The sequence below is a fragment of the Kitasatospora sp. NBC_01287 genome (assembly GCF_026340565.1).
In the GTDB taxonomy this organism is placed as follows: Bacteria; Actinomycetota; Actinomycetes; order Streptomycetales; family Streptomycetaceae; genus Kitasatospora.
This window is the reverse complement of sequence record NZ_JAPEPB010000001.1, coordinates 5,838,684-5,860,217: the sequence shown is the minus strand read 5'-3', so window position 1 is coordinate 5,860,217 and position 21,534 is coordinate 5,838,684. Positions and strand designations below refer to the sequence as shown.

The 21,534-nt window shown below is 72.8% G+C and carries 22 protein-coding genes, 1 tRNA gene and 1 pseudogene; 7 read left to right on the top strand and 17 right to left on the bottom strand.

From position 1 onward, the window contains the following. The first annotated feature begins 116 nt into the window (after positions 1-116). The 3 genes from OG455_RS25400 to yidC all read left to right on the top strand — a co-directional run bounded on the left by OG455_RS25400 (position 117) and on the right by yidC (position 2,501). Positions 117-1,187, top strand: coding sequence for a Gfo/Idh/MocA family oxidoreductase (locus OG455_RS25400; protein WP_266297417.1), 1,071 nt, complete (start codon positions 117-119; stop codon positions 1,185-1,187). Between the two features lie 98 nt (positions 1,188-1,285). Then, positions 1,286-1,585 (top strand): DUF6412 domain-containing protein, encoded by a 300-nt coding sequence (locus tag OG455_RS25395; protein WP_266297415.1) that lies wholly within the window; start codon positions 1,286-1,288, stop codon positions 1,583-1,585. Positions 1,586-1,670: 85 nt separating this feature from the next. Further along, positions 1,671-2,501: a membrane protein insertase YidC gene (gene yidC / locus OG455_RS25390; protein ID WP_266297412.1), complete on the top strand. Its 831-nt coding sequence runs from the start codon at positions 1,671-1,673 to the stop codon at positions 2,499-2,501. A gap of 63 nt (positions 2,502-2,564) precedes the next feature. Here the strand turns inward: yidC and OG455_RS25385 are convergent, their stop codons facing one another. The 9 genes from OG455_RS25385 to OG455_RS25345 all read right to left on the bottom strand — a co-directional run bounded on the left by OG455_RS25385 (position 2,565) and on the right by OG455_RS25345 (position 11,031). After that, positions 2,565-3,596, bottom strand: coding sequence for an adenosine deaminase (locus OG455_RS25385; RefSeq protein WP_266297409.1), 1,032 nt, complete (start codon positions 3,594-3,596; stop codon positions 2,565-2,567). 48 nt (positions 3,597-3,644) lie between these two features. Beyond that, entirely contained in the window at positions 3,645-4,964 is a 1,320-nt protein-coding gene (locus OG455_RS25380; RefSeq protein WP_266297407.1) for a DUF445 domain-containing protein, read from the bottom strand. Positions 4,965-5,069: 105 nt separating this feature from the next. After that, the gene (locus OG455_RS25375; RefSeq protein ID WP_266297406.1) at positions 5,070-6,224 is read right to left on the bottom strand and encodes a hypothetical protein; all 1,155 of its coding nucleotides are present in this window, start codon (positions 6,222-6,224) and stop codon (positions 5,070-5,072) included. A 63-nt stretch (positions 6,225-6,287) separates the two neighbouring features. Beyond that, positions 6,288-7,244: an ATP-binding cassette domain-containing protein gene (locus tag OG455_RS25370; RefSeq protein ID WP_266300951.1), complete on the bottom strand. Its 957-nt coding sequence runs from the start codon at positions 7,242-7,244 to the stop codon at positions 6,288-6,290. Between the two features lie 130 nt (positions 7,245-7,374). After that, a complete protein-coding gene (locus OG455_RS25365) occupies positions 7,375-8,256 on the bottom strand; it encodes an ABC-2 family transporter protein (RefSeq protein WP_323185647.1) in 882 nt (293 codons plus the stop codon). A 1-nt stretch (position 8,257) separates the two neighbouring features. Next, positions 8,258-9,070: an ABC-2 family transporter protein gene (locus OG455_RS25360; protein ID WP_266297401.1), complete on the bottom strand. Its 813-nt coding sequence runs from the start codon at positions 9,068-9,070 to the stop codon at positions 8,258-8,260. Between the two features lie 267 nt (positions 9,071-9,337). Beyond that, positions 9,338-9,886 carry a hypothetical protein gene (locus tag OG455_RS25355; RefSeq protein WP_266297399.1) on the bottom strand — a complete coding sequence of 183 codons (549 nt, stop codon included), beginning with the start codon at positions 9,884-9,886 and terminating at the stop codon, positions 9,338-9,340. A 313-nt stretch (positions 9,887-10,199) separates the two neighbouring features. Continuing rightward, positions 10,200-10,502, bottom strand: a complete 303-nt coding sequence (locus tag OG455_RS25350; RefSeq protein WP_266300950.1) for a co-chaperone GroES — start codon at positions 10,500-10,502, stop codon at positions 10,200-10,202. Between the two features lie 175 nt (positions 10,503-10,677). Beyond that, entirely contained in the window at positions 10,678-11,031 is a 354-nt protein-coding gene (locus OG455_RS25345; protein WP_266297397.1) for a DUF3618 domain-containing protein, read from the bottom strand. A 142-nt stretch (positions 11,032-11,173) separates the two neighbouring features. Here OG455_RS25345 and bcp point away from each other — a divergent pair, with 142 nt between their 5' ends. After that, on the top strand, positions 11,174-11,647 hold the full coding sequence (gene bcp, locus OG455_RS25340) for a thioredoxin-dependent thiol peroxidase (protein WP_266297395.1): 474 nt from the start codon (positions 11,174-11,176) through the stop codon (positions 11,645-11,647). 73 nt (positions 11,648-11,720) lie between these two features. Here bcp and OG455_RS25335 read toward each other — a convergent pair whose 3' ends face one another. From OG455_RS25335 to OG455_RS25320, 4 genes and pseudogenes are all read right to left on the bottom strand, one after another. Next, entirely contained in the window at positions 11,721-12,758 is a 1,038-nt protein-coding gene (locus tag OG455_RS25335; RefSeq protein WP_266297393.1) for an ABC transporter permease, read from the bottom strand. Further along, positions 12,755-14,314: a sugar ABC transporter ATP-binding protein gene (locus OG455_RS25330; protein WP_266297390.1), complete on the bottom strand. Its 1,560-nt coding sequence runs from the start codon at positions 14,312-14,314 to the stop codon at positions 12,755-12,757. Before OG455_RS25330 ends, OG455_RS25335 begins: the two co-directional genes overlap by 4 nt. 42 nt (positions 14,315-14,356) lie before the next feature. Next, entirely contained in the window at positions 14,357-15,409 is a 1,053-nt protein-coding gene (locus OG455_RS25325) for a substrate-binding domain-containing protein (RefSeq protein WP_266297388.1), read from the bottom strand. A gap of 562 nt (positions 15,410-15,971) precedes the next feature. Further along, positions 15,972-16,424 (bottom strand): annotated as a pseudogene (locus OG455_RS25320) (chitinase); the annotation flags it as partial. A gap of 170 nt (positions 16,425-16,594) precedes the next feature. On the opposite strand from OG455_RS25320, the gene OG455_RS25315 reads away from it, so the two are divergent. After that, entirely contained in the window at positions 16,595-17,236 is a 642-nt protein-coding gene (locus OG455_RS25315; protein WP_266297386.1) for an HNH endonuclease, read from the top strand. A gap of 42 nt (positions 17,237-17,278) precedes the next feature. Beyond that, positions 17,279-17,360 (top strand) — tRNA-Leu (locus OG455_RS25310). Between the two features lie 59 nt (positions 17,361-17,419). Here OG455_RS25310 and rdgB read toward each other — a convergent pair. The 4 genes from rdgB to OG455_RS25290 all read right to left on the bottom strand — a co-directional run bounded on the left by rdgB (position 17,420) and on the right by OG455_RS25290 (position 19,862). Next, entirely contained in the window at positions 17,420-18,031 is a 612-nt protein-coding gene (rdgB, locus tag OG455_RS25305; protein ID WP_266297384.1) for an RdgB/HAM1 family non-canonical purine NTP pyrophosphatase, read from the bottom strand. Between the two features lie 93 nt (positions 18,032-18,124). Then, positions 18,125-18,514: a hypothetical protein gene (locus tag OG455_RS25300; protein WP_266297382.1), complete on the bottom strand. Its 390-nt coding sequence runs from the start codon at positions 18,512-18,514 to the stop codon at positions 18,125-18,127. Positions 18,515-18,621: 107 nt separating this feature from the next. Then, entirely contained in the window at positions 18,622-19,347 is a 726-nt protein-coding gene (gene rph / locus OG455_RS25295; protein WP_266297380.1) for a ribonuclease PH, read from the bottom strand. 119 nt (positions 19,348-19,466) lie between these two features. Then, positions 19,467-19,862, bottom strand: a complete 396-nt coding sequence (locus OG455_RS25290) for a PTS glucose/sucrose transporter subunit IIB (protein ID WP_266297378.1) — start codon at positions 19,860-19,862, stop codon at positions 19,467-19,469. 237 nt (positions 19,863-20,099) lie between these two features. Between OG455_RS25290 and OG455_RS25285 the strand changes: the two genes are divergently transcribed. Beyond that, positions 20,100-21,356, top strand: coding sequence for a PTS transporter subunit EIIC (locus OG455_RS25285; RefSeq protein WP_266297376.1), 1,257 nt, complete (start codon positions 20,100-20,102; stop codon positions 21,354-21,356). Positions 21,357-21,534 lie beyond the last annotated feature (178 nt).

Genomic DNA, 21,534 nt, shown 5'->3' with positions numbered 1-21,534 from the left:
ATGGGTGAAGTCTTGCGATGGCTGCCCCAACGGGCCCCAGCCTAGTGGGCCGACGCGATCCGGGGGCAGCGCGTCCCGCCCACCGGACCAGGGGGTTCCGTGATGGAGTGAGGAGCATGACCAGCTCTCCCCCCGCCCCGTACCGGGTCGCCCTGATCGGCTACGGCCTGGCCGGCTCCGCCTTCCACGCCCCCTTGATCGCCACCACCCCCGGCCTGCGCCTGGACGCCGTGGTCACCGCGAACCCCGACCGGCGCGCCCAGTTGGCCAAGGAGCACCCGGGAGCCCGCGCGCTGGACACGCCCGAGCAACTCTTCGCCGAGGCCGGGGAGTTCGACGTGGTGGTGATCGCCTCCCCGAACCGCACCCACCTGCCGCTGGCCCGGGCCGCGCTGCGCGCCGGCCTGGCGACCGTGGTGGACAAGCCGCTGGCCACCAGTGCCGAGGAGGCGCTCGCGCTCTGCGGCCTGGCCCACTCGCGGGGCACCCTGCTGACGGTCTTCCAGAACCGGCGCTGGGACAACGACTTCCGCACCGTCCGCCGGCTGATCGAGCAGGGCGCGCTGGGGCGGGTGCACCGCTTCGAGTCGCGCTTCGAGCGGTTCCGGCCCAAGCCGAAGGCCGGCTGGCGCGAACTGGCCGACCCCGCCGAGGCCGGCGGCACCCTCTACGACCTGGGCAGCCACCTGGTGGACCAGGCGCTCACCCTGTTCGGGCCGGTCAGCACGGTGTACGCGGAGATCGACACCCGGCGCGACGGCGCGGTGGTGGACGACGACGCCTTCCTCGCCCTGACCCACGCGAGCGGCGTCCGCTCCCACCTGTGGACCAGCGCGATCGCCCCGCTGCCAGGGCCCCGGCTGCGGGTGCTGGGCGACCGGGCCGGCTACCTGAAATTCGGCCTCGACCCGCAGGAGGCGGACCTGCGTGCCGGGCGGCGTCCCGGCGACGGCGTGCCCTGGGGCGTCGAGGAGGCCGCGCTGCACGGCACCCTGGGCACCGACCAGGAGTCAGCCACCGTGGCCACCGACCCCGGCGACTACCCCGCGTTCTACGCCGCCCTCGCCCACGCGCTGGCCACCGGCACCCCGCCCCCGGTCGACCCCTACGACGCGGTGGCCACCCTCACCGTGCTGGAGGCGGCCCGGCGCAGCTCGGCGACCGGGACCACGGTCGCCCTGCCGTAACCGGCGGCGGTTGTCGTAGCATCGATCTGGTAGCGCGCCGTCCGGTCGCGCGAGACCGATCACGACCGACCACGACCGAGCACGACCGAGGAGGCCAGGTGCTGCACCCGATAGCCCTGCTCCTGGGCCTGCTGCGGCTGCTGATCGGCGGCCCGCTGCCGGACGCCGGCGCGGGGCTGACCGTGCTCGCCGCGGCCGCCACGCTGGTGCTGCTCTCCGGTGTGGTGGCCGGCACCTTCGTGCTGGCCCGGCTGCTCGGCGCACGCGCCCCGCACGCCGTGCGCGACGGCACCCTGCGGCGGCACGCCGCGCGCACCGCCTTCCTCCCGCAGCGTGATCCGGACGCCCGGGGCCGCCGCCGGCCCAGGGCACCGGGCGCGGCCCTGGCGGCCGCGTAGCCCTCCCGCTCCCCCGCGTTCCACCGCGCGCTGCGCGGCCGTCCGCCGTCTCACAGTCCGTCAGACGCCGGAGGGCCAATCCCGTATGTCACTCTTCTCGATCTTCGACCCCGCCATCGGTCTCGCGCACAGCGTGGTCGGCGCGTTCACCCACGTCGTCCCGGCCGCGGCCGCGATCGTCCTGTTCACCGTCTGCGTGCGCCTGGCACTGCACCCGCTGGCCCGGGCCGCCGCCCGCGGCGAGAAGGCGCGCACCCGGCTCGCGCCGCAGGTGGCGGAGCTCAACAAGAAGCACAAGGGCCGCCCCGAGCACCTCCAGGCGGCGCTGTCCGAGCTCTACAAGAAGGAGCAGGCCTCACCGTTCGCCGGGTGCCTGCCGATGCTGGTGCAGATCCCGTTCTTCTCGGTGATGTACCGCCTCTTCACCCTGCCGACCGTGGACGGGGCGCACAACGACCTGCTCGGCCACACCCTCTTCGGCGTCCCGCTGGGCACCCACCTGGGCGCCGCGCACGGCGTCGGGCAGCTGGCCGTCTTCGCCGCGCTCTACCTGGCGCTGGCCGGGGTCGGCTACGCGTCCTTCCGCCGGGCCCGCGCCGCCACCAGGGCCGCCGCCGGCACCGCCCCCGCGGCGCCCGGGGCGGCGATCGCGCCCTACCTGTCGTTCGGCACGGTGCTCTTCGCCGCCATGGTGCCGCTGGCGGCCGCGCTCTACCTGCTCACCACCACCGCGTGGACCGTCGCCGAGCGGGCCTGGCTGCACCGCGCCCCGCGCCCGGCCGCAGCGCTCCCCTCGGCCGAGCGCCCGGCCGCCTCGACGGACGCCGTCCCCGCACCGCGCTCCGCCCCCGCGCGGCGCTCCGTTCCCGCCCGGCGGCCGGCGGGCGGCCCCAAGCGGGCCCGAGCGGCCCGCTGACCGGCGGCTCGCCCCGGGGCGGTGGGCGCCGCACGGCCCCACCGCCCCGGGGCCCCGCCCCCCTCAGCCCTGCCGCCACCCGGCGAGGTGGGCGTCGATCTCGCCGGCGATCCGCGCCTTGCCCGCGGGGTCCAGGAACGAGGCCTGGACCGCGTTCTTGGCCAGCGCCGCCACACCCGCCTCGTCCAGGTCCAGCAGCCGGGCCGCGACCTGGTACTCGGTGTTCAGGTCGGTGCCGAACATCGGCGGGTCGTCGCTGTTCACGGTGACCAGCAGCCCGGCGTCCACGAAGCGCTTGATCGGGTGCTCCTCGATCCGCTCCACCACCCGGGTCGCCAGGTTGGAGGTCGGGCAGACCTCCAGCGGGATCCGGTGCTCGCCCAGGTGGTCCATCAGCGCCGGGTCCCGCCAGGACTGGGTGCCGTGGCCGATCCGCTCGGCGCCCAGGTCGCGGATCGCGGCCCAGACCGTCTCCGGGCCGGTCGACTCGCCGGCGTGCGGCACGCTGTGCAGCCCGGCCGCCCTGGCCCGGTCGAAGTACGGCTTGAACTGCGGGCGCGGCACGCCGATCTCCGGGCCGCCCAGACCGAAGCTGACCAGGCCCTCCGCGCCCACCTCCAGCGCCAGCCGCGCGGTCTCCTCCGCCGAGGCCAGCCCCGCCTCGCCCGGGATGTCGAAGCACCAGCGCAGCACGATCCCGAAGTCGCGCTCGGCGCTCTTGCGGGCGTCCTCGATCGCCTCCATGAACGCCACGTCCGGGATCCCGCGGCGCACCGAGCTGTAGGGGGTGACGGTCAGCTCGGCGTAGCGGATCTGCTGGCGCGCCATGTCCTCGGCGACGCCGTAGGTCAGCGAGCGGACGTCCTCGGCGTCGCGGATCAGGTCGACCACCGAGAGGTAGACCTGGATGAAGTGCGCGAAGTCGGTGAAGGTGAAGTACTTCGCGAGCTCGGCCGGATCGGCCGGCACCTCGGTCCTCCCCTCGTGGCGGGCGGCCAGCTCGGCCACCACGCGCGGTGAGGCCGAGCCGACGTGGTGCACGTGCAGCTCGGCCTTGGGCAGACCGGCGATGAACGCCTCGATCCCGCGGGACATCTCTACTCCATCCGTCGTCCTCGAACAGACCTCGCATCATCGCACGGGTCAGGCACCGAACGCGGTGGCCACCGTGTGGATCAGCAGGCCGGCCAGCGCGCCGACCACGGTGCCGTTGATCCGGATGAACTGCAGGTCCCGGCCCACGTTGGCCTCGATCTTGCGGGAGGCGTCGTCGGCGTCCCAGCCCGCCACGGTGTCCGAGATCAGCGAGGTGATCTCGGCCCGGTAGGTCTCCACCACGTACTGCGCGGCGTCCTGCAGCCAGCCGTCCGTCTTCACCTGCAGCCGCTCGTCGGTGGCCAGCCGCCGCCCGAAGGCACGCACGCCCGCCCGGATCCGGCGGCGCAGCTCGCTCCGCTCGTCCTCGGCGGCGGTCAGCACCAGGGTGCGCACCGCGCTCCACGAGGAGGCGATCAGCTCCTGCACCTCGTCGCGGGCCAGCAGCTCGGCCTTGGCCCGCTCGACCCGGGCCTTGGTCTCCGGGTCCGTCTGCAGTTCGACGGCGAAGTCGGCCAGGAAGGTGTCGATCGCGCCGCGGGCCGGGTGGTGCGGGTCGTCGCGGATCGCGGTGACGAAGCGCATCAGCTCCTTGTAGACCCGCTCGCCGACCTGGTGGTCGATGAACTTCGGGGTCCAGCCCGGCGACTTTATGGCGACCTTCTCCACCACGTCCCCGTGGTGCCCGGCCAGCCAGTCGTGCGCGCGGACGGCGACCAGGTCGACCACTCCGTGGTGGCCGCCGTCGGCGACCACCTTGCCGAGCAACCGGCCGATCGGCTCGGCGACCTGGGTGGCGGCGGCCCGCCGGGTGACCGCCTCGCCGACCACGGCCTGCACGTCCTCGTCGCGCAGCACCGCGATCACCCCGCGCAGCGCGGCGGCCGCCTCCTTGGTGACCCGGTCGGCATTGGCGGGCACCGCGAGCCACTCGCCCAGCCGGCGGGCCACCCCGAGCGCGGCCAGCCGGCTGCGCACCACCTGCGCGGAGAGGAAGTTCTCGCCGACGAACTGGCCCAGCGAGCGGCCGAAGGCGTCCTTCTTGGTCGGGATGATCGCCGTGTGCGGGATCGGCAGGCCGAACGGACGGCGGAACAGCGCGGTGACGGCGAACCAGTCGGCCAGCGCGCCGACCATGCCCGCCTCGGCGGCGGCCGCCACGTAACCGGTCCAGCCGCCCCAACCGGCCGAGCCTGCCCAGGTGGCCAGGGCGTAGACCAGGGTGGCCAGGGCCAGCAGGCCGGTGGCGATGGTCTTCATCCGGCGCACGCCGCGGCGCTTCTCCTCGTCGGCGGCGGTGAACCGGACGCCGGTCGCGGCCGTCCCGGCCGCCCTCTCGCTCTCCACCCGACCAGTGTCACCGATCATCGGCCGGTTCCACCGCTGTCGCGCCCCTGAGCTCTCCCTGACCTGTCCTCCTCGACCTGTGCTCCTCGACCCGTCCTCCGCACGGGCCCGGGCGGACCTCGCTCATCAGGGGCGGGCCTGCCCCCAGCGCGCGTAGGCCCGCCCGGCCAGGCCCCGCCAGCCGGGCCGGCGCCGCAACCGGCGGCGCAGTGGCCCGGGCACCAGGCCGCGCCAGGCCCGCAGCACCAGCGAGGGGACCAGCGGCGCCGGCGGCGACGCCGACCGCTCCTCGCCCGCGACCCGGTGCATGGCCGGTTCACCGTAGGCCGCCTGATAGCGGATCAACCGGCGCAGCGCCGCCGCCCGACCACGGCGGGCCAGGTCCAGCCGCAGCCGGTCGCGCGGCGGCAGCGCCTGGTACTCGGCCGGCGGGCAGTGCCGCTCCAGCAGCCGGCCCACCCCGGCACAGAGCCGCCGCTGGGCCGCCACCTCCAGGGTGAGGAAGTCGGGGCGCAGCAGCCCCGGCAGCTCCCAGCCGAACGCCCAGCCGCGCAGCGCCGCCGCCTCGGCGCCCGGCTCGGCCAGCCGCTCGGCCACCGCGAGCGCCGCGCCCAGCGCGCGCAGCCGCTCCTCGTGCCAGGGCCGGGCCGGCAGGTCGGGCAGTGCCACGAGCAGGCAGGGCGGTCCGCCCAGCACCGCGACACGGCGCGAGCGCAGGCAGGCCTCCAGCGCGAACGGCAGGTCCGGGCCGGTGCCCGGTGCCGCGTCAGGCAGCCTTTGCGACGGAGCGAAGGTCGCCTGACGCGGCACCAGCAGCCCGTAGGCCTCCAGCGCCGCCCGGCGGAAGAGCCTGGCCTGCGGCAGTGAGCGGGCCAGCGCGGCATCGGTGAAGCCGACCAGCTCGCTGGTCCGCTCGAAGAGCGCCTGCTCGCCGCCGGGCGAGCCGGCGAGCACCACGTCCGCCCCGGTCCGGTCGGCGAGCGCGACCAGCCGCTCCAGCGCCCGCTCGGCCAGCAGCTCCCCCGCGCCGAGGAAGAAGAGGTAGCGCCCGCGCGCCGGCCCCCGGTGCGCGAGCAGGTCGGCGTACGCCCCGAGGTCCACCGGGTCGCCCCCGGCCGACGTGCTCTCCACGGGCGCCAGCAGTTGCAGCGCCCCGGGGCGGCGGCGCCGGATGGACTGGGCCACCAGCGAGTCCAGCACCGCCGCCGCTCGGGGCAGCGACGGCGGGCCGGCCAGCACCACCGTCACCTCGGGGTCGCCCGTCCGCCCGCTGCCCGTCACACCATCACCTCATCGCCGATCCGTCCGGCTCAACCGCTCGGAGCCGGCCGGGGTCACCCGGCTTCAGCCGATCGCCACCTCCGCGTACATCCGTGCGATCACGTCCTCGATCACCGGTTCGCGCACCGACAGGTCCAGCAGCGGGTAGCGCTCGGCGACGGCCGCCACGATCGGCGCCGCGCTGCGCCCGGCCGGGAAGGCCAGCCACTGCCGGCTTCCCTCCACTTTGACCACCCGCACCCCGGGCAGCTCGATCGGCGCGCCCTCGCGGGCCAGGTCGACGACCAGGGTGCGCTCGCTCCCGCCGGTGGCGTGCAGGCCCGGCAGGTCGCCGTCGTAGACCACCCGGCCGTGGTCGATCACCATCACCCGGCCGCAGAGCTGCTCGATGTCGGTCAGGTCGTGCGTGGTCAGCAGCACCGTGGTGCCGCTCTCGTTGACCTCGCGCAGGAACTCCCGCACCCGGGCCTTGCTGAGCACGTCCAGGCCGATGGTCGGCTCGTCCAGGTAGAGCACCTGGGGGTCGTGCAGCAGCGCGGCGGCCAGGTCGCCGCGCATCCGCTGGCCGAGCGAGAGCTGGCGCACCGGGGTGTCCAGCAGCTCACCCAGGCGCAGCAGTTCGACGCAGCGGGCCAGGTTGGCGCGGTAGCGGGGAGGGGGGATCCGGTAGAGCCGGCGCACCAGCTCGAAGGAGTCGCGCAGCGGCAGGTCCCACCAGAGCGTGGTGCGCTGCCCGAAGACCACTCCGATCCGGCGGGCCAGCCGGGCCCGCTCCCGGGCCGGGTCCACGCCCGCCACCCGCAGCCGGCCGCCGCTCGGCACCAGGATCCCGGTGAGCATCTTGATCGTGGTGGATTTGCCGGCGCCGTTCGGTCCGATGTAGCCGACGCACTCGCCGGCCGCGACGGTGAAGCTGAGCCCCTCCACCGCGCGCACCTCGCGGCGCTCGCGGCGCAGCAGGCCGGCCTTGGTGCGGATGGTGAAGGTGCGGGAGACGTTGTCGAGCTCGATCAGGTTCATGGATGCGCTTCCTTCGTCGATGGCCGGGCTGATGGTCGGGTTGACGGGCGAATCGGTGGCTGGGTCGGTGGCCGGGTCAAGGTCCGGGTCGAGGTCCGGGTCGGTGGCCGGGTCGAGGTCCGGGCGGTGGTCAGCTGCCACTGCCGCGGTAGGCGCGCAGGCCCGCTCGCCAGGCCAGCGCGGCGCCCAGCGCGCAGAGCACGGCCACCAGTGGTGAGGCCAGCTCGAAGACCGGGGGCAGGTGCAACGGGTCGGGGCGGCCCAGCAGGCGCAGCAGCGGCAGCCAGTTGACGAAGGCCAGCGGCACCCCGAAGGTCACCCCGGCGACCAGTTCCTTGCCGTAGATGCCGGGCGGGTGGCTGAGCAGGGTGGCCCCGCCGTAGGTGAAGGCGTTCTGGAACTCGCGGCTCTCGCCCCACCAGAACTGCACGGCGGCGCCTGCCACGAAGACCGCGGCGAAGATCACCGTGCCGCTGACCAGCAGCGCGGCCAGCAGCAGCAGCCTGGGCCAGGTCCAGACGAGCGGCAGCGCGCGCATCGCCCAGCCGAGCACCAGCGCCGCCTGGAGGGGCCGGCCCAGGCGGCGCAGCGTGAAGCGCTCCGCGCAGACCATCGACAGCGCGGGGGCGGGCCGGATCAGCAGCACGTCCAGCGTGCCGGAGCGGATCCGCTCGCCGAGCCCGTCCACGCTGCCGACCAGCAGGTCGGCGGCGCCCAGCGCGAAGCCCGAGGTGCCGTAGAGCAGGCCGATCTCGGGCAGCGTCCAGCCGCCGAGCTGCCCGGTGTGCCGGAGCATCAGGATCAGCACCAGGAAGTCCAGGAAGGTGACCAGCAGGCTGCCCACCGAGGTCAGCACGAAGTTCGCCCGGTAGGACATCGCGGCCCGCATCCACATGGCGGCCGCCAGCCGCCATGAGGTCACCGCCCAACGCACCCGGGCCGGCAGCGATTCGGCCGGCAGCGGTGTCCCGCCCGCCGTCGGCCCGGTCCGCGGCCGTCCGGTCCGCAGCATCTCAGCCACCCTGGACCACCACCTTGCGGGTGGCCAGCGACTGCGCCGCCCGGCCTGCCGCGAACAGCAGGACCGCCCAGAGCAGTTGGAAGCCCAGCGCGGTCAACGCCGACCAGCCGGTCCGGTGCTCCAGGAAGAGGTCGCACGGCACCTGGATCAGCGCCGACCAGGGCAGCACCTGCGCCGCCTGGCGCAGCCCCTCGGGGAAGAGCCCGATCGGCAGCAGCATCCCGGAGAGGAACATCGAGACCACCAGCATCAGCGAGCGCAGCCCCTCGGAGTCGTCCAGCCAGAAGCCGGTCACCGAGACCAGGAAGCGCAGTCCGAAACTGACCGTGACCGCGAGCAGCGCCGAGAGCACGAAGAGCGGCCAGGTCAACGCGGCGTGCGGCAGCCGGGCGTGGAAGAGCAGCACCCCGGCGGCCAGCGGCACCACGCCGCGGGTGAGCAGTTGGAAGGCCGCCCGGCCCAGGTCGGCGGCCAGCCACCAGCCGAGGAAGTCCACCGGGCGGTACAGGTCCACGGCGATGTCCCCGCTGCGCAGCCGCGCCTGCAGGTCGTCCTGGAAGCCGCCGCCCCAGGCCGCGACGGCGACCAGCAGCGCCTGGCTGACCCAGATGTAGGTGACGGCCTGGGCGGTGTCGTAGCCGCCGAGGCCGGGCCTGGCCCGCCACAGGGCCAGGAAGGTGGCGGCCAGGACACAGCCGAAGACCGTGTTGGTGAACGCCCCGGCCACCGTCGCCACCCGGTAGGTGGAGTACCGGCGGAAGGAGCCGCGGGCGATGGCCAGGTAGAGCCCGGCCGACGTATCCATCAGATGTCTCCTTATCGACATTATGCTGCCGCCGCTCCCGCCCGGGGAACGGCCCAGCGCCTGATAGCCCCGATCGACGGACCCCCGGGGGTGGGGGTGTCGTTCGGGGCTGCGGGAGATATGAGGTTGTGTCAGTCCACCGTAGCGGCCGACCTCTTGGCCCGGCAGGGGTTTTCGACCGGACAGACCGGCACCCCCGACGCCGCGTGGGCGCCGGGGGTGCCGGGGGTGCCGGGGGTGGAGGGCGGGGTGCCGAGGCCGCCGGGATCAGCCCGAGCCGAGGCTCGACTGCGCGTTCGGCCCGGCGCTGGGCACGCTGGGCAGGCTGGGCAGGGACGGCAGTGTGACGGGCAGTCCGAGACCGGCCAGCAGGTTCTGCAGGGTCGACAGCAGCGTGCTGATCAGTTGCGTCAGCGCGCCAGTGTCCGGCAGCGCCGGCAGGCTCGGCGTGGTCGGCAGGCTCGGCGTGGTCGGCAGACTCGGGGTCGACGGCAGGCTCGGCGTGGTGGGCAGAGTCGGGGTCGACGGCAGCGACGGCGTCGTCGGCAGACTCGGGGTCGACGGCAGCGACGGCGTCGTCGGCAGGCCCGAGGTCGACGGCACGCTCGGCGCACCCGGCAGCGAGGGCAGATCCGGCAGGCCCGGCGCCGACGGCAGCGACGGCGCGGCCGGCGCGGTCACCTCCGACGACAGCACCGGCAGAACCGGCAGCGGTGACACCGGCCGCGCCGAAACCACGCGCGAGACGTCCGGATCACGGAGCGGGACGGCCGCGGCCGCCGCGGTCACCGAGGTGAGGCTGATCGCCGCAGTCAACGCGGCAGCCGTCCATATGGCACGCATGAAATGCTCTTCTTCCTGTTCGGTGGCTCACCGGGCGGGACTTTCCGTCACCACCCAGTTCCAAACAGTGAGCCGAACGTGCCACTCCGGCCACCGCGCGTGCTCCGAACGACTGACGACCGCACCACCGGACAGGCCGCCCCAGGACCTCAGCAGCCCTCCCTGGCAAGCTGGTTGACCACACCTGGTTTACCACACCCCGGCGCGCCCGCGAAAAGGCGCGGGTCCTCCCCCTGGCTCAGGGGGAGGACCCGTGTCACACCGGTACACACCGGTCAGGGGGCCGTCACAGGTAGAGGCCGGTGGACCCCTCGGACTCCGTCAACCGCTCGGCGGCCACCGCGTGCAGGTCGCGCTCGCGAAGCAGCACGTACGTCGCGCCGCGCACCTCGACCTCCAACTTGTCCTCCGGGTCGTAGAGCACCCGGTCCCCCGGCTCCACCGCCCGCACGCTCTGACCCACCGCCACCGCCTCGGCCCAGCTGCACCGCTTGCTCAGCTCGGCGGTCGCCGGGATCAGGATCCCGCCGGTCGAGCGGCGCTCGCCCTCACCGCCGTCCGGGCGCACCAGCACCCGGTCGTGCAGCATCCGGATGGGCAGCTTCTCGCCCAACCGGTCGTGGCGGCCGTGTTCGGGCAGTCCGGTGGGCGCCGGCTGCTCGGGCTGCTTGCTCTGCTCGTCGTTCACACTCACGCCCAGACCGTACCTGCCGCGGGCCCGCGCCGGGGCGCCGGTCCACGATCCGCCGCGGCCGCCCGCCCGGTCAGCCCTTCCCGCGCTTGCGCGCCGAGGCGACCAGCAGCAGCACGCCACCCCCGACCAGCACCGCGGGCACGATCCGCTCCGGGCGCGGCTGCCCCTTCTCGTCCACGAACTGCGCCTTCAGCTGCTCGACCCCGCGGCTGGCCTCCACGTAGAGCTTGCCGAGGCGCTGCTCCACCGCGGCCAGCGTCTTGGCCCGCACCTGCGCGGCCACCGTGGTCGGGTGGACCCGCATGGCCAGCTCGTCCAGCGTGTCGGCCAGCTGGTCACGGGTCCGGGCGATGTTCGCCTCGATCTCGGCGGTGGTCCGCCCGGCGTCGTCCCGCGCCACGTCCTTCGTCTTCCCCTTGCCCACCCGGGCCACCTCACTCACCTGACGTCGCGGTCGCTACCGGTTCAGTCTGTCAGCTCGCCGCCCGGGGCGCGCAGTCCCACCCACCATCAGAGGTAGGTTTGCGGTGGCACGACCACCTAGTCCAGCACGAGGAGCTCTCACCGTGACCGAGCGTCTCCAGGCCGGGGACACCGCCCCCGCCTTCTCCCTGCCCGACGCCGACGGCAAGCAGGTGTCCCTCGCGGACCACCTCGGCCGCAAGGTGATCGTCTACTTCTACCCGGCGGCGCTGACCCCCGGCTGCACCACCCAGGCCTGCGACTTCACCGACAACCTGGCGGCCTTCACCGGCGCGGGCTACGACGTCATCGGCATCTCACCCGACAAGTCCGAGAAGCTCGGCAAGTTCCGCGAGACCGAGGACCTCAAGGTCACCCTGCTCTCCGACGAGGACAAGGCCGTCCTGCAGGCCTACGGCGCCTACGGCGAGAAGAACAACTACGGCAAGACCGTGGTCGGCGTGATCCGCTCCACCGTGGTGGTCGACGAGCAGGGCAAGGTCGAGCACGCCCTGTACAACGTCAAGGCCACCGGCCACGTCGCCAAGCTGCTGCGCGACCTCAAGGTCGGGGTCTGACCCGAGCACGAGACACGGCGGCCCCGGCTCCCCCACACGGGAGCCGGGGCCGCCGCCCTTCGCGACGCCGGGATCAGGCGGGCAACCCCACTGCCCGCTCGCCGCTGCGCCGCTGCTGGATCACCACAGCGACGACCAGCAGCGCACCCTGCGCCACGTTCTGCCAGAACGAGTTGATCCCCTGGACCGTCAACCCGTTCTCCAGCGCACCGAGCAGCGCCACCGCGAGCAGTGTGCCGCCGATGCCGCCCTTGCCGCCGCGCAGCGCGCAGCCGCCCAGCGCCGCCGCGGTGATCGACTGCAGCTCCAGGCCCTCACTGCCGGAGACCGGCTGGCCCGAGCCGGTGCGCGCGGTGAGCAGGATGCCCGCCACCGCCGCGACCGTGCCGAGCAGGCCGTACACCGCGATCAGGTACTTGTTGATGTTGATCCCGGCCAGCCGCGCCGCGGTGTCGTTGCCGCCGATCGCGTAGAGGTTGCGGCCGATGTCGGTGTACTTGAGCAGCACGTGCACCGCCAGCGCCACCACGATCAGCAGCCAGACCATCACCGGCAGCCCGGCGATCTTGCCCCGGCTGAGGAAGATGAAGATGCTGTCGTTGAGCACGTAGCCCTGAGCCGAGCCGTTGGAGATCAGCTGGGCCACGCCCTTGTAGGCCGCCAGGCCCGCCAGGGTGGCGATGGTGGCGTTCACCCGGCCGTAGACGATGATGACGCCGTTGAGCAGGCCGATCACCACGCCCACGCCGATCGCCGCCGCCATGCCGAGCAGCGCGTTGGAGCCGGAGGAGGTGAAGGCCATCGCGCTGACCACCGAGGCCAGGCCCGCCTGCGAGCCGACCGAGATGTCCAGGCCACCGCAGATGATCACCACGGTCTGCACCACGGCCAGCAGGCCGCTGATGGTCACCGCCTCGGCGATCACCTGGATGTTGTCCCAGCTCAGGTAGTTGGCGTTGAGCGAGCCGAACAGCACCAGCAGGAGCACCAGCCCGCCGGCCAGGCTGAGGTTCTGCCCGCCGATCGAGGCCAGCAGGGCGCCGAAGCCGCTTCGCCGGGGCGGCGGCGCGCTCCCGGTGGACGCGTCCTTGGAAACGGTCGTGGTGCTCATGCGGTCCTTCCCTCATCGCTCGCTGCAGCCGCCAGGTCCTCGCCCGACGCCAGGTCATCGGCCATCGCGAGGGCGAGGATCCGCTCCTCGGTGGCCTCGGCCCGATCCAACTCGCCGGTGATCCGGCCGTTCTGCATCACCACCACCCGGTCCGCCAGCCCGAGCACCTCGGGCAGCTCGGAGGAGATCACCAGCAGCGCGACCCCCTCCTTGGCCAGGTCGGCGATGATCTGGTAGATCTCCGCCTTCGCACCCACGTCGATGCCGCGGGTGGGCTCGTCCAGGATCAGCACCTTGGGCTTGCGGGCCAGCCAGCGGGCCAGCACCACCTTCTGCTGGTTGCCGCCGGAGAGCTTGCGCACCTCGTGCTCGATCGAGGGCGCCCGCACCCGCAGCCGGTCCGCGTAGCTCTGGGCCAGCTCGCGCTCGGCCGTGCGTCGCACGAACCGCCAGCGGCGCAGCCGCTCCAGCACCACCAGCGAGGTGTTGTCCCGGATCGTGCGGTGCAGGAAGAGCGCCTGGGCCTTGCGCTCCTCCGGGGCCAGGCCCAGGCCCGCCCGGATCACCGCGCCCGGGTCGCCCGAGCGCAGCTCCTGCCCGTCGAGGCGGACCGTGCCCGAACGCACCGGCAGGTCCCCGGCCAGCGCCAGCGCCAGCTCGGAGCGGCCCGCGCCGATCAGGCCGGCCACGCCGACCACCTCGCCGGCCCGCACAGTCAGGCTGATGTCGCGCACGTCGTCCGTGGTGAGGTGCTCGACCTCCAGCACCACCCGGTCCGATGCCACGTTCTGCCGAACGAACATCGCGGACAGGTCGCGCCCCACCATCAGCCGCACCAGCTCGCCCTCGGTGGCCTTCGCGGCCTCCAGCACCCCGGCCACCGTGCCGTCCCGCAGCACCGCGATCCGGTCCGCCAGCTGGAAGATCTCCTTCATCCGGTGCGAGACGTAGATCACCGCGACGCCCTGGTCGCGCAGCCGGCGGATCAGCTCGAAGAGCGCCGCCACCTCCTGCTCGGAGAGCGAGCTGGTCGGCTCGTCGAAGGCGATCACCTTCGCCTCGCCGGTCAGCGCCCGCAGGATCTCCACCAGCTGGCGCTGCGCCGGGGTCAGCTCCGAGCCCAGCAGGTCCGGGTCGAGCACCCGGGCGAAGCCGAGCCGGTCCAGGTCGGCCTCGATCCGGCGGCGCAGCTCGGCCCGGTCCAGCCGGCGCGCCGCGCCGCGGGGCAGCGCGCCGGCGTAGACGTTCTCCGCCACCGAGACGTGGGGGATGATCTCCGGCTCCTGCGGGATGATCCGGATCCCGGCCGCCCGTGCCCGGGCCGGTGAGTGCAGCTCCACCTCGGCGCCGTCCAGCAGCACCGCGCCCTCGGTGGGCTGGTGGTCCCCGGTCAGGATCTTCAGCAGGGTGGACTTGCCGGCGCCGTTCTCCCCCATCAGGGCGGTCACCTGGCCGGCGGGGAAGTCCAGGGTCACCCCGCCGAGCGCCCGGACCTCGCCGAAGCGTTTGCCGAGCCCGCGGACGCCCGCGCCCGCGCTCGTCGTCTTGGTCGTCACGGTCAGTACCTCGCGTTCCTCACGGTGCTGCGTTCGCGGTGCTCAGCTGCACTGGACGCCGGCGGACTGCCAGTTGGAGGGGTCGACCATGGTGGTGGGGGCGAAAGCCTCCTGCGGGAAGGCCTTGCCGCTCTTGAGGTTGTCGTACATGGTCTGCACCGCGAGCGCGCCCACGGCCGAGCCGTCGATGTAGAGCGCGGCCTTCATCCCGCTCGGCTTGCCGCTGCCCCAGTCCTTGCACGCCAGGTAGGCGCCCAGGCCCACGCCGATCACGTTGTCCGGGGTGACGCCCGCGTTCTGCATCGCGGTGACGCCGCCCTGCACGTTCTCGTCGTTGCAGCCCCAGATCACCCAGTGCTTGACGTTCGGGTTGGCCGTGATGGTCGCGGCGATCTTGTCCTGAGCGCCGGTCGGGGTGTTGTCGGTCGCCACGTCGATGTTCTGCACACCGGTGCCGCCGCCCGCCGTGAAGGCCGCCTTGGCCGCGGTCACCCGGTCACCGCAGACCGTCACGTCCTGCTGCCAGGCCGAGATGGTGCGGGTGTCGGCCGCGCTCCAGCCCGCCTTCTGGTACTCCTGCGCGGCGCGCTGGCCGACCTGCTGCCCCATCTGCTGCCCGCTGAAGCCGATCCGCGGCAGCAGGGCGGAGGCCGCACACTTGGACGGGTCCGGGCCGGTCGCACAGACCTGGTCGTCCGAGCTGATCAGCGCCACCTTGGCGTCCTTGGCGGTCTGCACCAGCTGCGGACCCACCGACGGGTCCGGCGGCACCACGATCAGACCGTTGCTCTTCTGCGCGATGGCGGCCTGCTCCTGGCTGACCGCCTGGTTGGCGTCGGTGCCGAGGTTGACGACCTTCAGGTCGATGCCGAGCTGCGCGGCCTTGGCCTTCGCTCCGGCCGCCTCGCCGATGAAGTACTGCTGGTCACCCTGCTTCTGCAGGTAGGTGATGGAGATCTTGCCGCTGACCTTGGCGACATCGCCGCCACTGGCCGAGGAACTCGACTGCCCGGTCGAGCAGGCCGTCAGGCCGAGGGTGACGATCAAGCCGACGGTGGCGGCGAGGGCGCTGCGACGGTGGCGCACAGTGGTCATGAGGGTGGGGCTCCTTTGGCTCACAATCGACCAGAACCGAACAGGTTCCAACGTGACGTGCCATATGACATCCCCTCTGACCACGAGCGTCAAGAGGTTTCGCACAGATCCGCACAGGTCGAAACGGAACCGTTGTCAGATCGTGTGAAGAGTGGCAGAGCGTGACAGTAGACCGTCCGCGCTGGCATGAAAAGGCGGTGGCGGCGCACACCCGGTCGGGGATGCGCCGCCACCGCGGCTCACTCGGCTACTGACCGTGCCTCAGGACGTTCGTCGGAAGGCCCCTCGGGCGGTTCCTCGGGGGGTTCCTCAGCAGGGGCCGAGGTCGGTCCAGACGCCTAAGGATCCGCCGACCGTGGGGTCGTCACCCTTGGTCCACCACTTGTTGCCGTAGTAGTGGCCGTGCCAGGCGACCTTGGTGCCGGTGGCGGCGTAGGTCGTCCCGGCGTCCCAGCTCGGCGCGGCGGCGCAGTCGCCGGGGGCGGGGGTGGGGGTGGGAGTCGGCGTCGGCGTGGGAGTCCCGCCGCCGGTGGCCGTGCCGCGGGCGTAGTCGCCGGCGACGCAGGTTGAAGTGCCCCTGGTAGGGCAGCGTCGGGTCCATCGCGGCGCCCGGCACGCCGGGGAAGGCCATCCCGGTGGCCGGGTTGTTCGGGCCGTCCGAGCCCACCGAGATCTTGTTGTCACTCCCCACGTGCCCGAAGGCGTAGTTGAGGTGGGTGACCTTGTCCCAGGGGATGTTGTTGACGAGGTAGGCCGGCGTCCCGTCCTTGCCGGTGCGCCACCCGGTGAAGTACCCGATGACGCGGCGCTGGTGGTCCGGGCCCATCTTCTCGCGCCCCGCGGTGTCGTAGACATCGCGGTACGGCACGCTGACGCCGGGCGTGGTGTACATCCCGTCGGGCCGGCAGGCCTGGTTGTCGACAGCTGTGGCGGCGACGGCCGGTGTGGGCGCCACCGCCAGTGTGCCGAGCAGCAGCCCGGCGAGTGAAGCAGTCGCGGAGACCGCGACCACCATCCGGCGCCGGAGCGCCACCTGATTGCGGATCAACACTCGGTCCTCCAGGAGAGAGTGTCGGCTGCGCGCCGTATGGGGAGCGCGCACGTGGGGGTCGGTTGGAGAGCCCGCAGGTGGCATGGGGGTGTCCAGTGCCCGACTGCCGCGTTGCAGGGTGGCGCCGAAGGCATTTGGTCTGGACCATTGCGGTCGCGGTCGGCGTCCGTCGACGAGATGCTCACCGCCCTGGGGCGGGAGTCGAACCGCGAACGCGCACCTACCTGCGACGCAGGCTGACCGACTACGGCACCGACACCTCTCACTTCAGACCGACCGGGACGGTCTGCACCCGAGAGATCCTCGAGGCGGCCGTCGCCGCGTCGCAGAGTGTGGCCGACGTGATCCGGCACCTCAACCAGCGTCAGTGCGGCGGTACGCACGCTCACATCGGGCGACGCATCAAGGCGTTCGGCATCGACACCTCCCACTTCACGGGGCAGGCGCACAACAGGGCCAAGCACTCGCCGACGAAGCTTCGCCCTGAACAACTGCTGGTGCAGCGCCCCAAGGACGCCATCCGGCTGCCCGGCCGAAGGATCCGCCGCACTCTGGCCGAGATCGGCCGTCCCGAGAGGTGCGAGGGCTGCGGCACCGGCCCGGAGTGGCACGGCCGGCCACTCACCCTCGAAGTCGACCACATCAACGGGGACTGGTCGGACAACCGGCCCGGCAATCTCCGCCTGCTCTGCCCGAACTGTCACGCCGTCACCCCGACCTACTGCCGCCGCAAGAAGGCCGATGCCGCGGCTGCGGCTCCCCATAATGCGGCGTGACCTACCCGCCGAGCCCAAGTACCATGGGCCGCAGCAGTTCCTGCGGCCGTGGCGCAACGGCGACGCAAGCGGTTTAGGTCCGCTGGCCCGTGAGGGCTTGAGGGTTCGAATCCCTTCGGCCGCACCTGGTTTCACCTGAGAATCGAAGGCCGGGCTGAGAACTTCAGCCCGGCCTTCGCTCACTCACCCCACCAACTCCCGCACCACGCCCGCCAGCCCGCGGAAGGCCTCGCCGCGGTGGCTGATCGCGTTCTTCTCCTCGGCCGTCAGTTCCGCGCAGGTGCGGGTCTCTCCCAGCGGCTGCAGGATCGGGTCGTAGCCGAAGCCGCCCGCGCCCGCCGGGGTGAGGCGCAGGGTGCCGAGCAGCCGGCCCTCGACCACGCGCTCGGTGCCGTCCGGCAGGGCCAGGGCGGCGGCGCAGGCGAAGTGGGCGGTGCGGTGCGGGTCGGCGATGTCGGAGAGCTGGGCGAGCAGCAGGTCCAGGTTGGCCTGGTCGTCACCGTGCTTGCCGGCCCAGCGGGCGGAGAAGATGCCGGGTGCGCCGCCCAGGACGTCCACGCAGAGGCCCGAGTCGTCGGCGACCGCGGGCAGCCCGGTCCCGCTGGCCAGGGCGTGCGCCTTCAGCAGGGCGTTCTCGGCGAAGGTGACGCCGGTCTCGCGCACGTCGGGGATCTCGGGGAAGGCGTCGGCACCGACCAGGTCGATGTCGAGGCCGGCGGCGCCGAGGATGGCGCGCAGTTCGGCGACCTTGTGCTGGTTGCGGGTGGCGAGGACGAGACGTCGAGGGGTGCTCATGACCCCTCAGTATTCCTGGTCCGCCGCCGTCCCCGCCCGGCCCGCCCGGCCCGCCTGCCCTGCCGGTCAGTCGGCCCGGCCAGGTCAGCCAGGTCAGCCCGTGCAGACCTTGGTCAGGTTCCCGGCCGCGTCCCCCAGCGGTCCGAGGTCCGGCACCTGCTTGTTGTCGATCGCCTGCTGGGCCTTGTCGGCCTGGGCCTGCATGTCGGTGACGGCCTTGGCGACATCCGTACTGCCCGCGTTCTTGCCGAGCTTGTCGAGGTCGGCCTTGAGCTTGGACACCGCCCGCCCGGCCGCGGCCGGGTCGTTGGTGGAGTTGTTGTAGGCGCCGCCGAGCTGGTTGAGGTCACTGCCGACCGCGACCGCCGTGTTGCCGCAGTCGATCGCCTTCTGGGCGGCGGAGCAGCTGACCGCGCTGAGCGGGAGGACAGCGATCAGCGCGGCCACGGCCAGGCCTGCGGGGCGGGTCAAGCTGTGCGGCATCGCGGTCCTCCGATGCGGTGAGCTGTTGCGGGAACGGTACGGTCTGGACCGCTCCCTGTACAGCCCACCCCGGCGACCGGCAACCCCTGGCGCCCCCTGGCGCGTCCTCAGCCCTCCAGGGCCTTGCGCTGGATCTGGTCCAGCTCGGCGCAGCCCAGCGTGCCGAGGTCGAGCAGCTGGTTGAGCAGGTCGCGGTCGAACGGCGCGCCCTCGGCGGTGCCCTGGACCTCGACGAAGCGTCCGTCGGAGGTGCAGACGATGTTCATGTCGGTCTCGGCGCGCACGTCCTCCTCGTAGCGGAGGTCGAGCATCGGGACGCCGTCGATGATGCCCACGCTGACCGCGCTGACGCCGCCGGTGATGGGCTGGCCCTTGGCGCGGAGCAGCTTCTTCTCGCGGGCCCAGGAGACGGCGTCGACCAGTGCGACGTAGGCGCCGGTGATGGCGGCGGTGCGGGTGCCGCCGTCGGCCTGCAGGACGTCGCAGTCGAGCACGATGGTGTTCTCGGCCAGGGCGCGGTGGTCGATCACGGCGCGCAGCGAGCGGCCGATCAGCCGGCTGATCTCGTGGGTGCGGCCGCCGATCTTGCCGCGGACGGACTCGCGGTCGCCCCGGGTGTTGGTGGCGCGCGGCAGCATGGCGTACTCGGCGGTGACCCAGCCCTCGCCGCTGCCCTTGCGCCAGCGCGGGACGCCTTCGGTGACGCTGGCGGTGCAGAGCACCTTGGTGTCGCCGTAGGAGACCAGGACGGAGCCTTCGGCGTGCTTGCTCCAGCCGCGCTCGATGGTGATCGGGCGGAGCTGGTCGGGGGTGCGGCCGTCGATGCGTGACATAGCGCCTGAGCGTAGTCGGTCCCGGCATACCGGACACACCCGCTGGTCGGGGCCGGCGGCAGGCCGATGGCCCGCCACCCGGGCGGGGTGACGGGCCATCGGCGGGCCTCAGGCGAGGCTCACATCATGTCCTCGATGTCGGCGGCGATCGGGTCGGCGTCGGTGCCGATGACGACCTGGATCGCGGTGCCCATCTTCACCACGCCGTGGGCGCCGGCGGCCTTCAGGGCGGCTTCGTCGATGAGGGAGGCGTCCTTGACCTCGGTGCGCAGGCGGGTGATGCAGCCTTCGACCTCTTCGATGTTGTCGATACCGCCGAGACCGGCGACGATCTTCTCAGCCTTGGTGGCCATTGTCTTTCTCCCTCTGTCTCGGCGTTCCGGCTGCCTTGCCGGAGGCCGTCCTGCGGTGTGCCGTGCGGGGCGGCCGGAGTGACGGGGGCTCAGCTGCCCGCCGCGTGCTCCGGCGCGACCAGGATCACCCGGTTCGGGGCGTTCCGCCACGCTGGCGCACATTTGGCCCAGCATCGCGCGCGTGCCGTGGATCTTCCTCCCAGGATGACGGTGAGCGGGGCTCGGGTCCACGGCGCACGGCTTGCACCACAACTGGTCTACACCAATGTGGGTGTACTTCCCAAAACGTGCGGAGTGCGGCCGGGATTCCCGGGCGCGGGGCGCACCGGGCGCGGGGCGCACCGCGCCCGGGGACCGCGGCGGTCCGCGGCCCTGGCGGTCCACTGCGGGAGGACGAGGATGGGTTCGGCGAACGCCGCGACGCCCCGCGAGGTGCCGCGGAAGCAGTGGTGGCAGACCTTCTACGGCGGCCTGCAGAAGATGGGCCGGTCCCTGCAGCTGCCGGTCGCGGTGCTGCCCGCCGCCGGCCTTCTCAATCGGCTCGGCCAACCGGACATGTTCGGGCCGCAGGGGAGGATCGCCGACTGGCCGGACGTCGCCAAGGTGCTGGCCGGCGCGGGCGGGGCGCTGCTCGACTCCTCGCTCGGGCTGCCCCTGCTGTTCTGCGTCGGGGTGGCGATCGGCATGGCCAAGAAGTCGGACGGCTCGACCGCCCTCGCCGCAGTGGCCGGATTCCTCGTCTACTACAACGTGCTGCACCAGTTCCCGGTCCAGCCCGCGAGCACGCCGCCGACGTACCAGAACCCCGGGGTCTTCGGCGGGATCATCATGGGCCTGCTGGCCTCCTGGCTCTGGGTGCGCTACCACCGGACCAAGCTGGTGGACTGGCTCGGCTTCTTCAACGGCCGCCGCCTGGTGCCGATGATCATGGCCTTCGTCGGCATGCTCTTCGCCGTGCTCTGCCTGTGGATCTGGCCACCGGTCGGCCACGGGCTGACGCACTTCAGCCAATGGCTCACGGCCCACGGCCCGCTCGGCGCCGGCCTCTTCGGCGTGGCCAACCGCGGACTGCTGGTGGTCGGCCTGCACCAGTTCCTGAACACCTTCATGTGGTTCCAGTACGGCAGCTACACCAAGCCGAACGGGACGGTGGTGATGGGTGACATCAACCGCTTCCTGGCCGGCGACCCGACGGCCGGGCAGTTCACCTCGGGCTTCTTCCCGATCATGATGTTCGCGCTGCCGGCCGCCGCGCTGGCGATCGCGCACTGCGCCCGCCCGCACCGCCGCAAGGAGGTGATGGGACTGATGACCTCGGTGGCGCTGACCAGCTTCGTCACCGGCGTCACCGAGCCGATCGAGTACTCCTTCCTCTTCGTCGCCCCCCTGCTGTACGTGGCGCACGTGCTACTGACCGGCGTGTCGATGGGGGTCACCTGGGGGCTCGGGGTGCACGACGGCTTCAGCTTCTCGGCCGGCCTGACCGACTACGTCATCAACTGGGAGCTCGCCACCGAGCCCTGGCTGATCATCCCGATCGGTGCCTGCTTCGCGGTGGTCTACTACGCGCTCTTCCGCTTCATGATCACGAAGTTCGATCTGCGCACCCCCGGCCGGGAGGCCGAGGACGACCGGGAGGACGTCACCCGGGAGTGACATCGCCCACCAGCGGCCCAGTCGCGGCCCACTCGCGGCCCGGCCGCGCCCGGCGCCTCGCCGGCCCTGTGCCCGGGGGCTCCGCGCTGTCCGGAATGGGACCAAATACCCTGGTCGTGCGCTGCTTTTCCACCCTCCGCGAACGGCGTGTTAAGAAGGATTCAGCTCGATCTGGTGT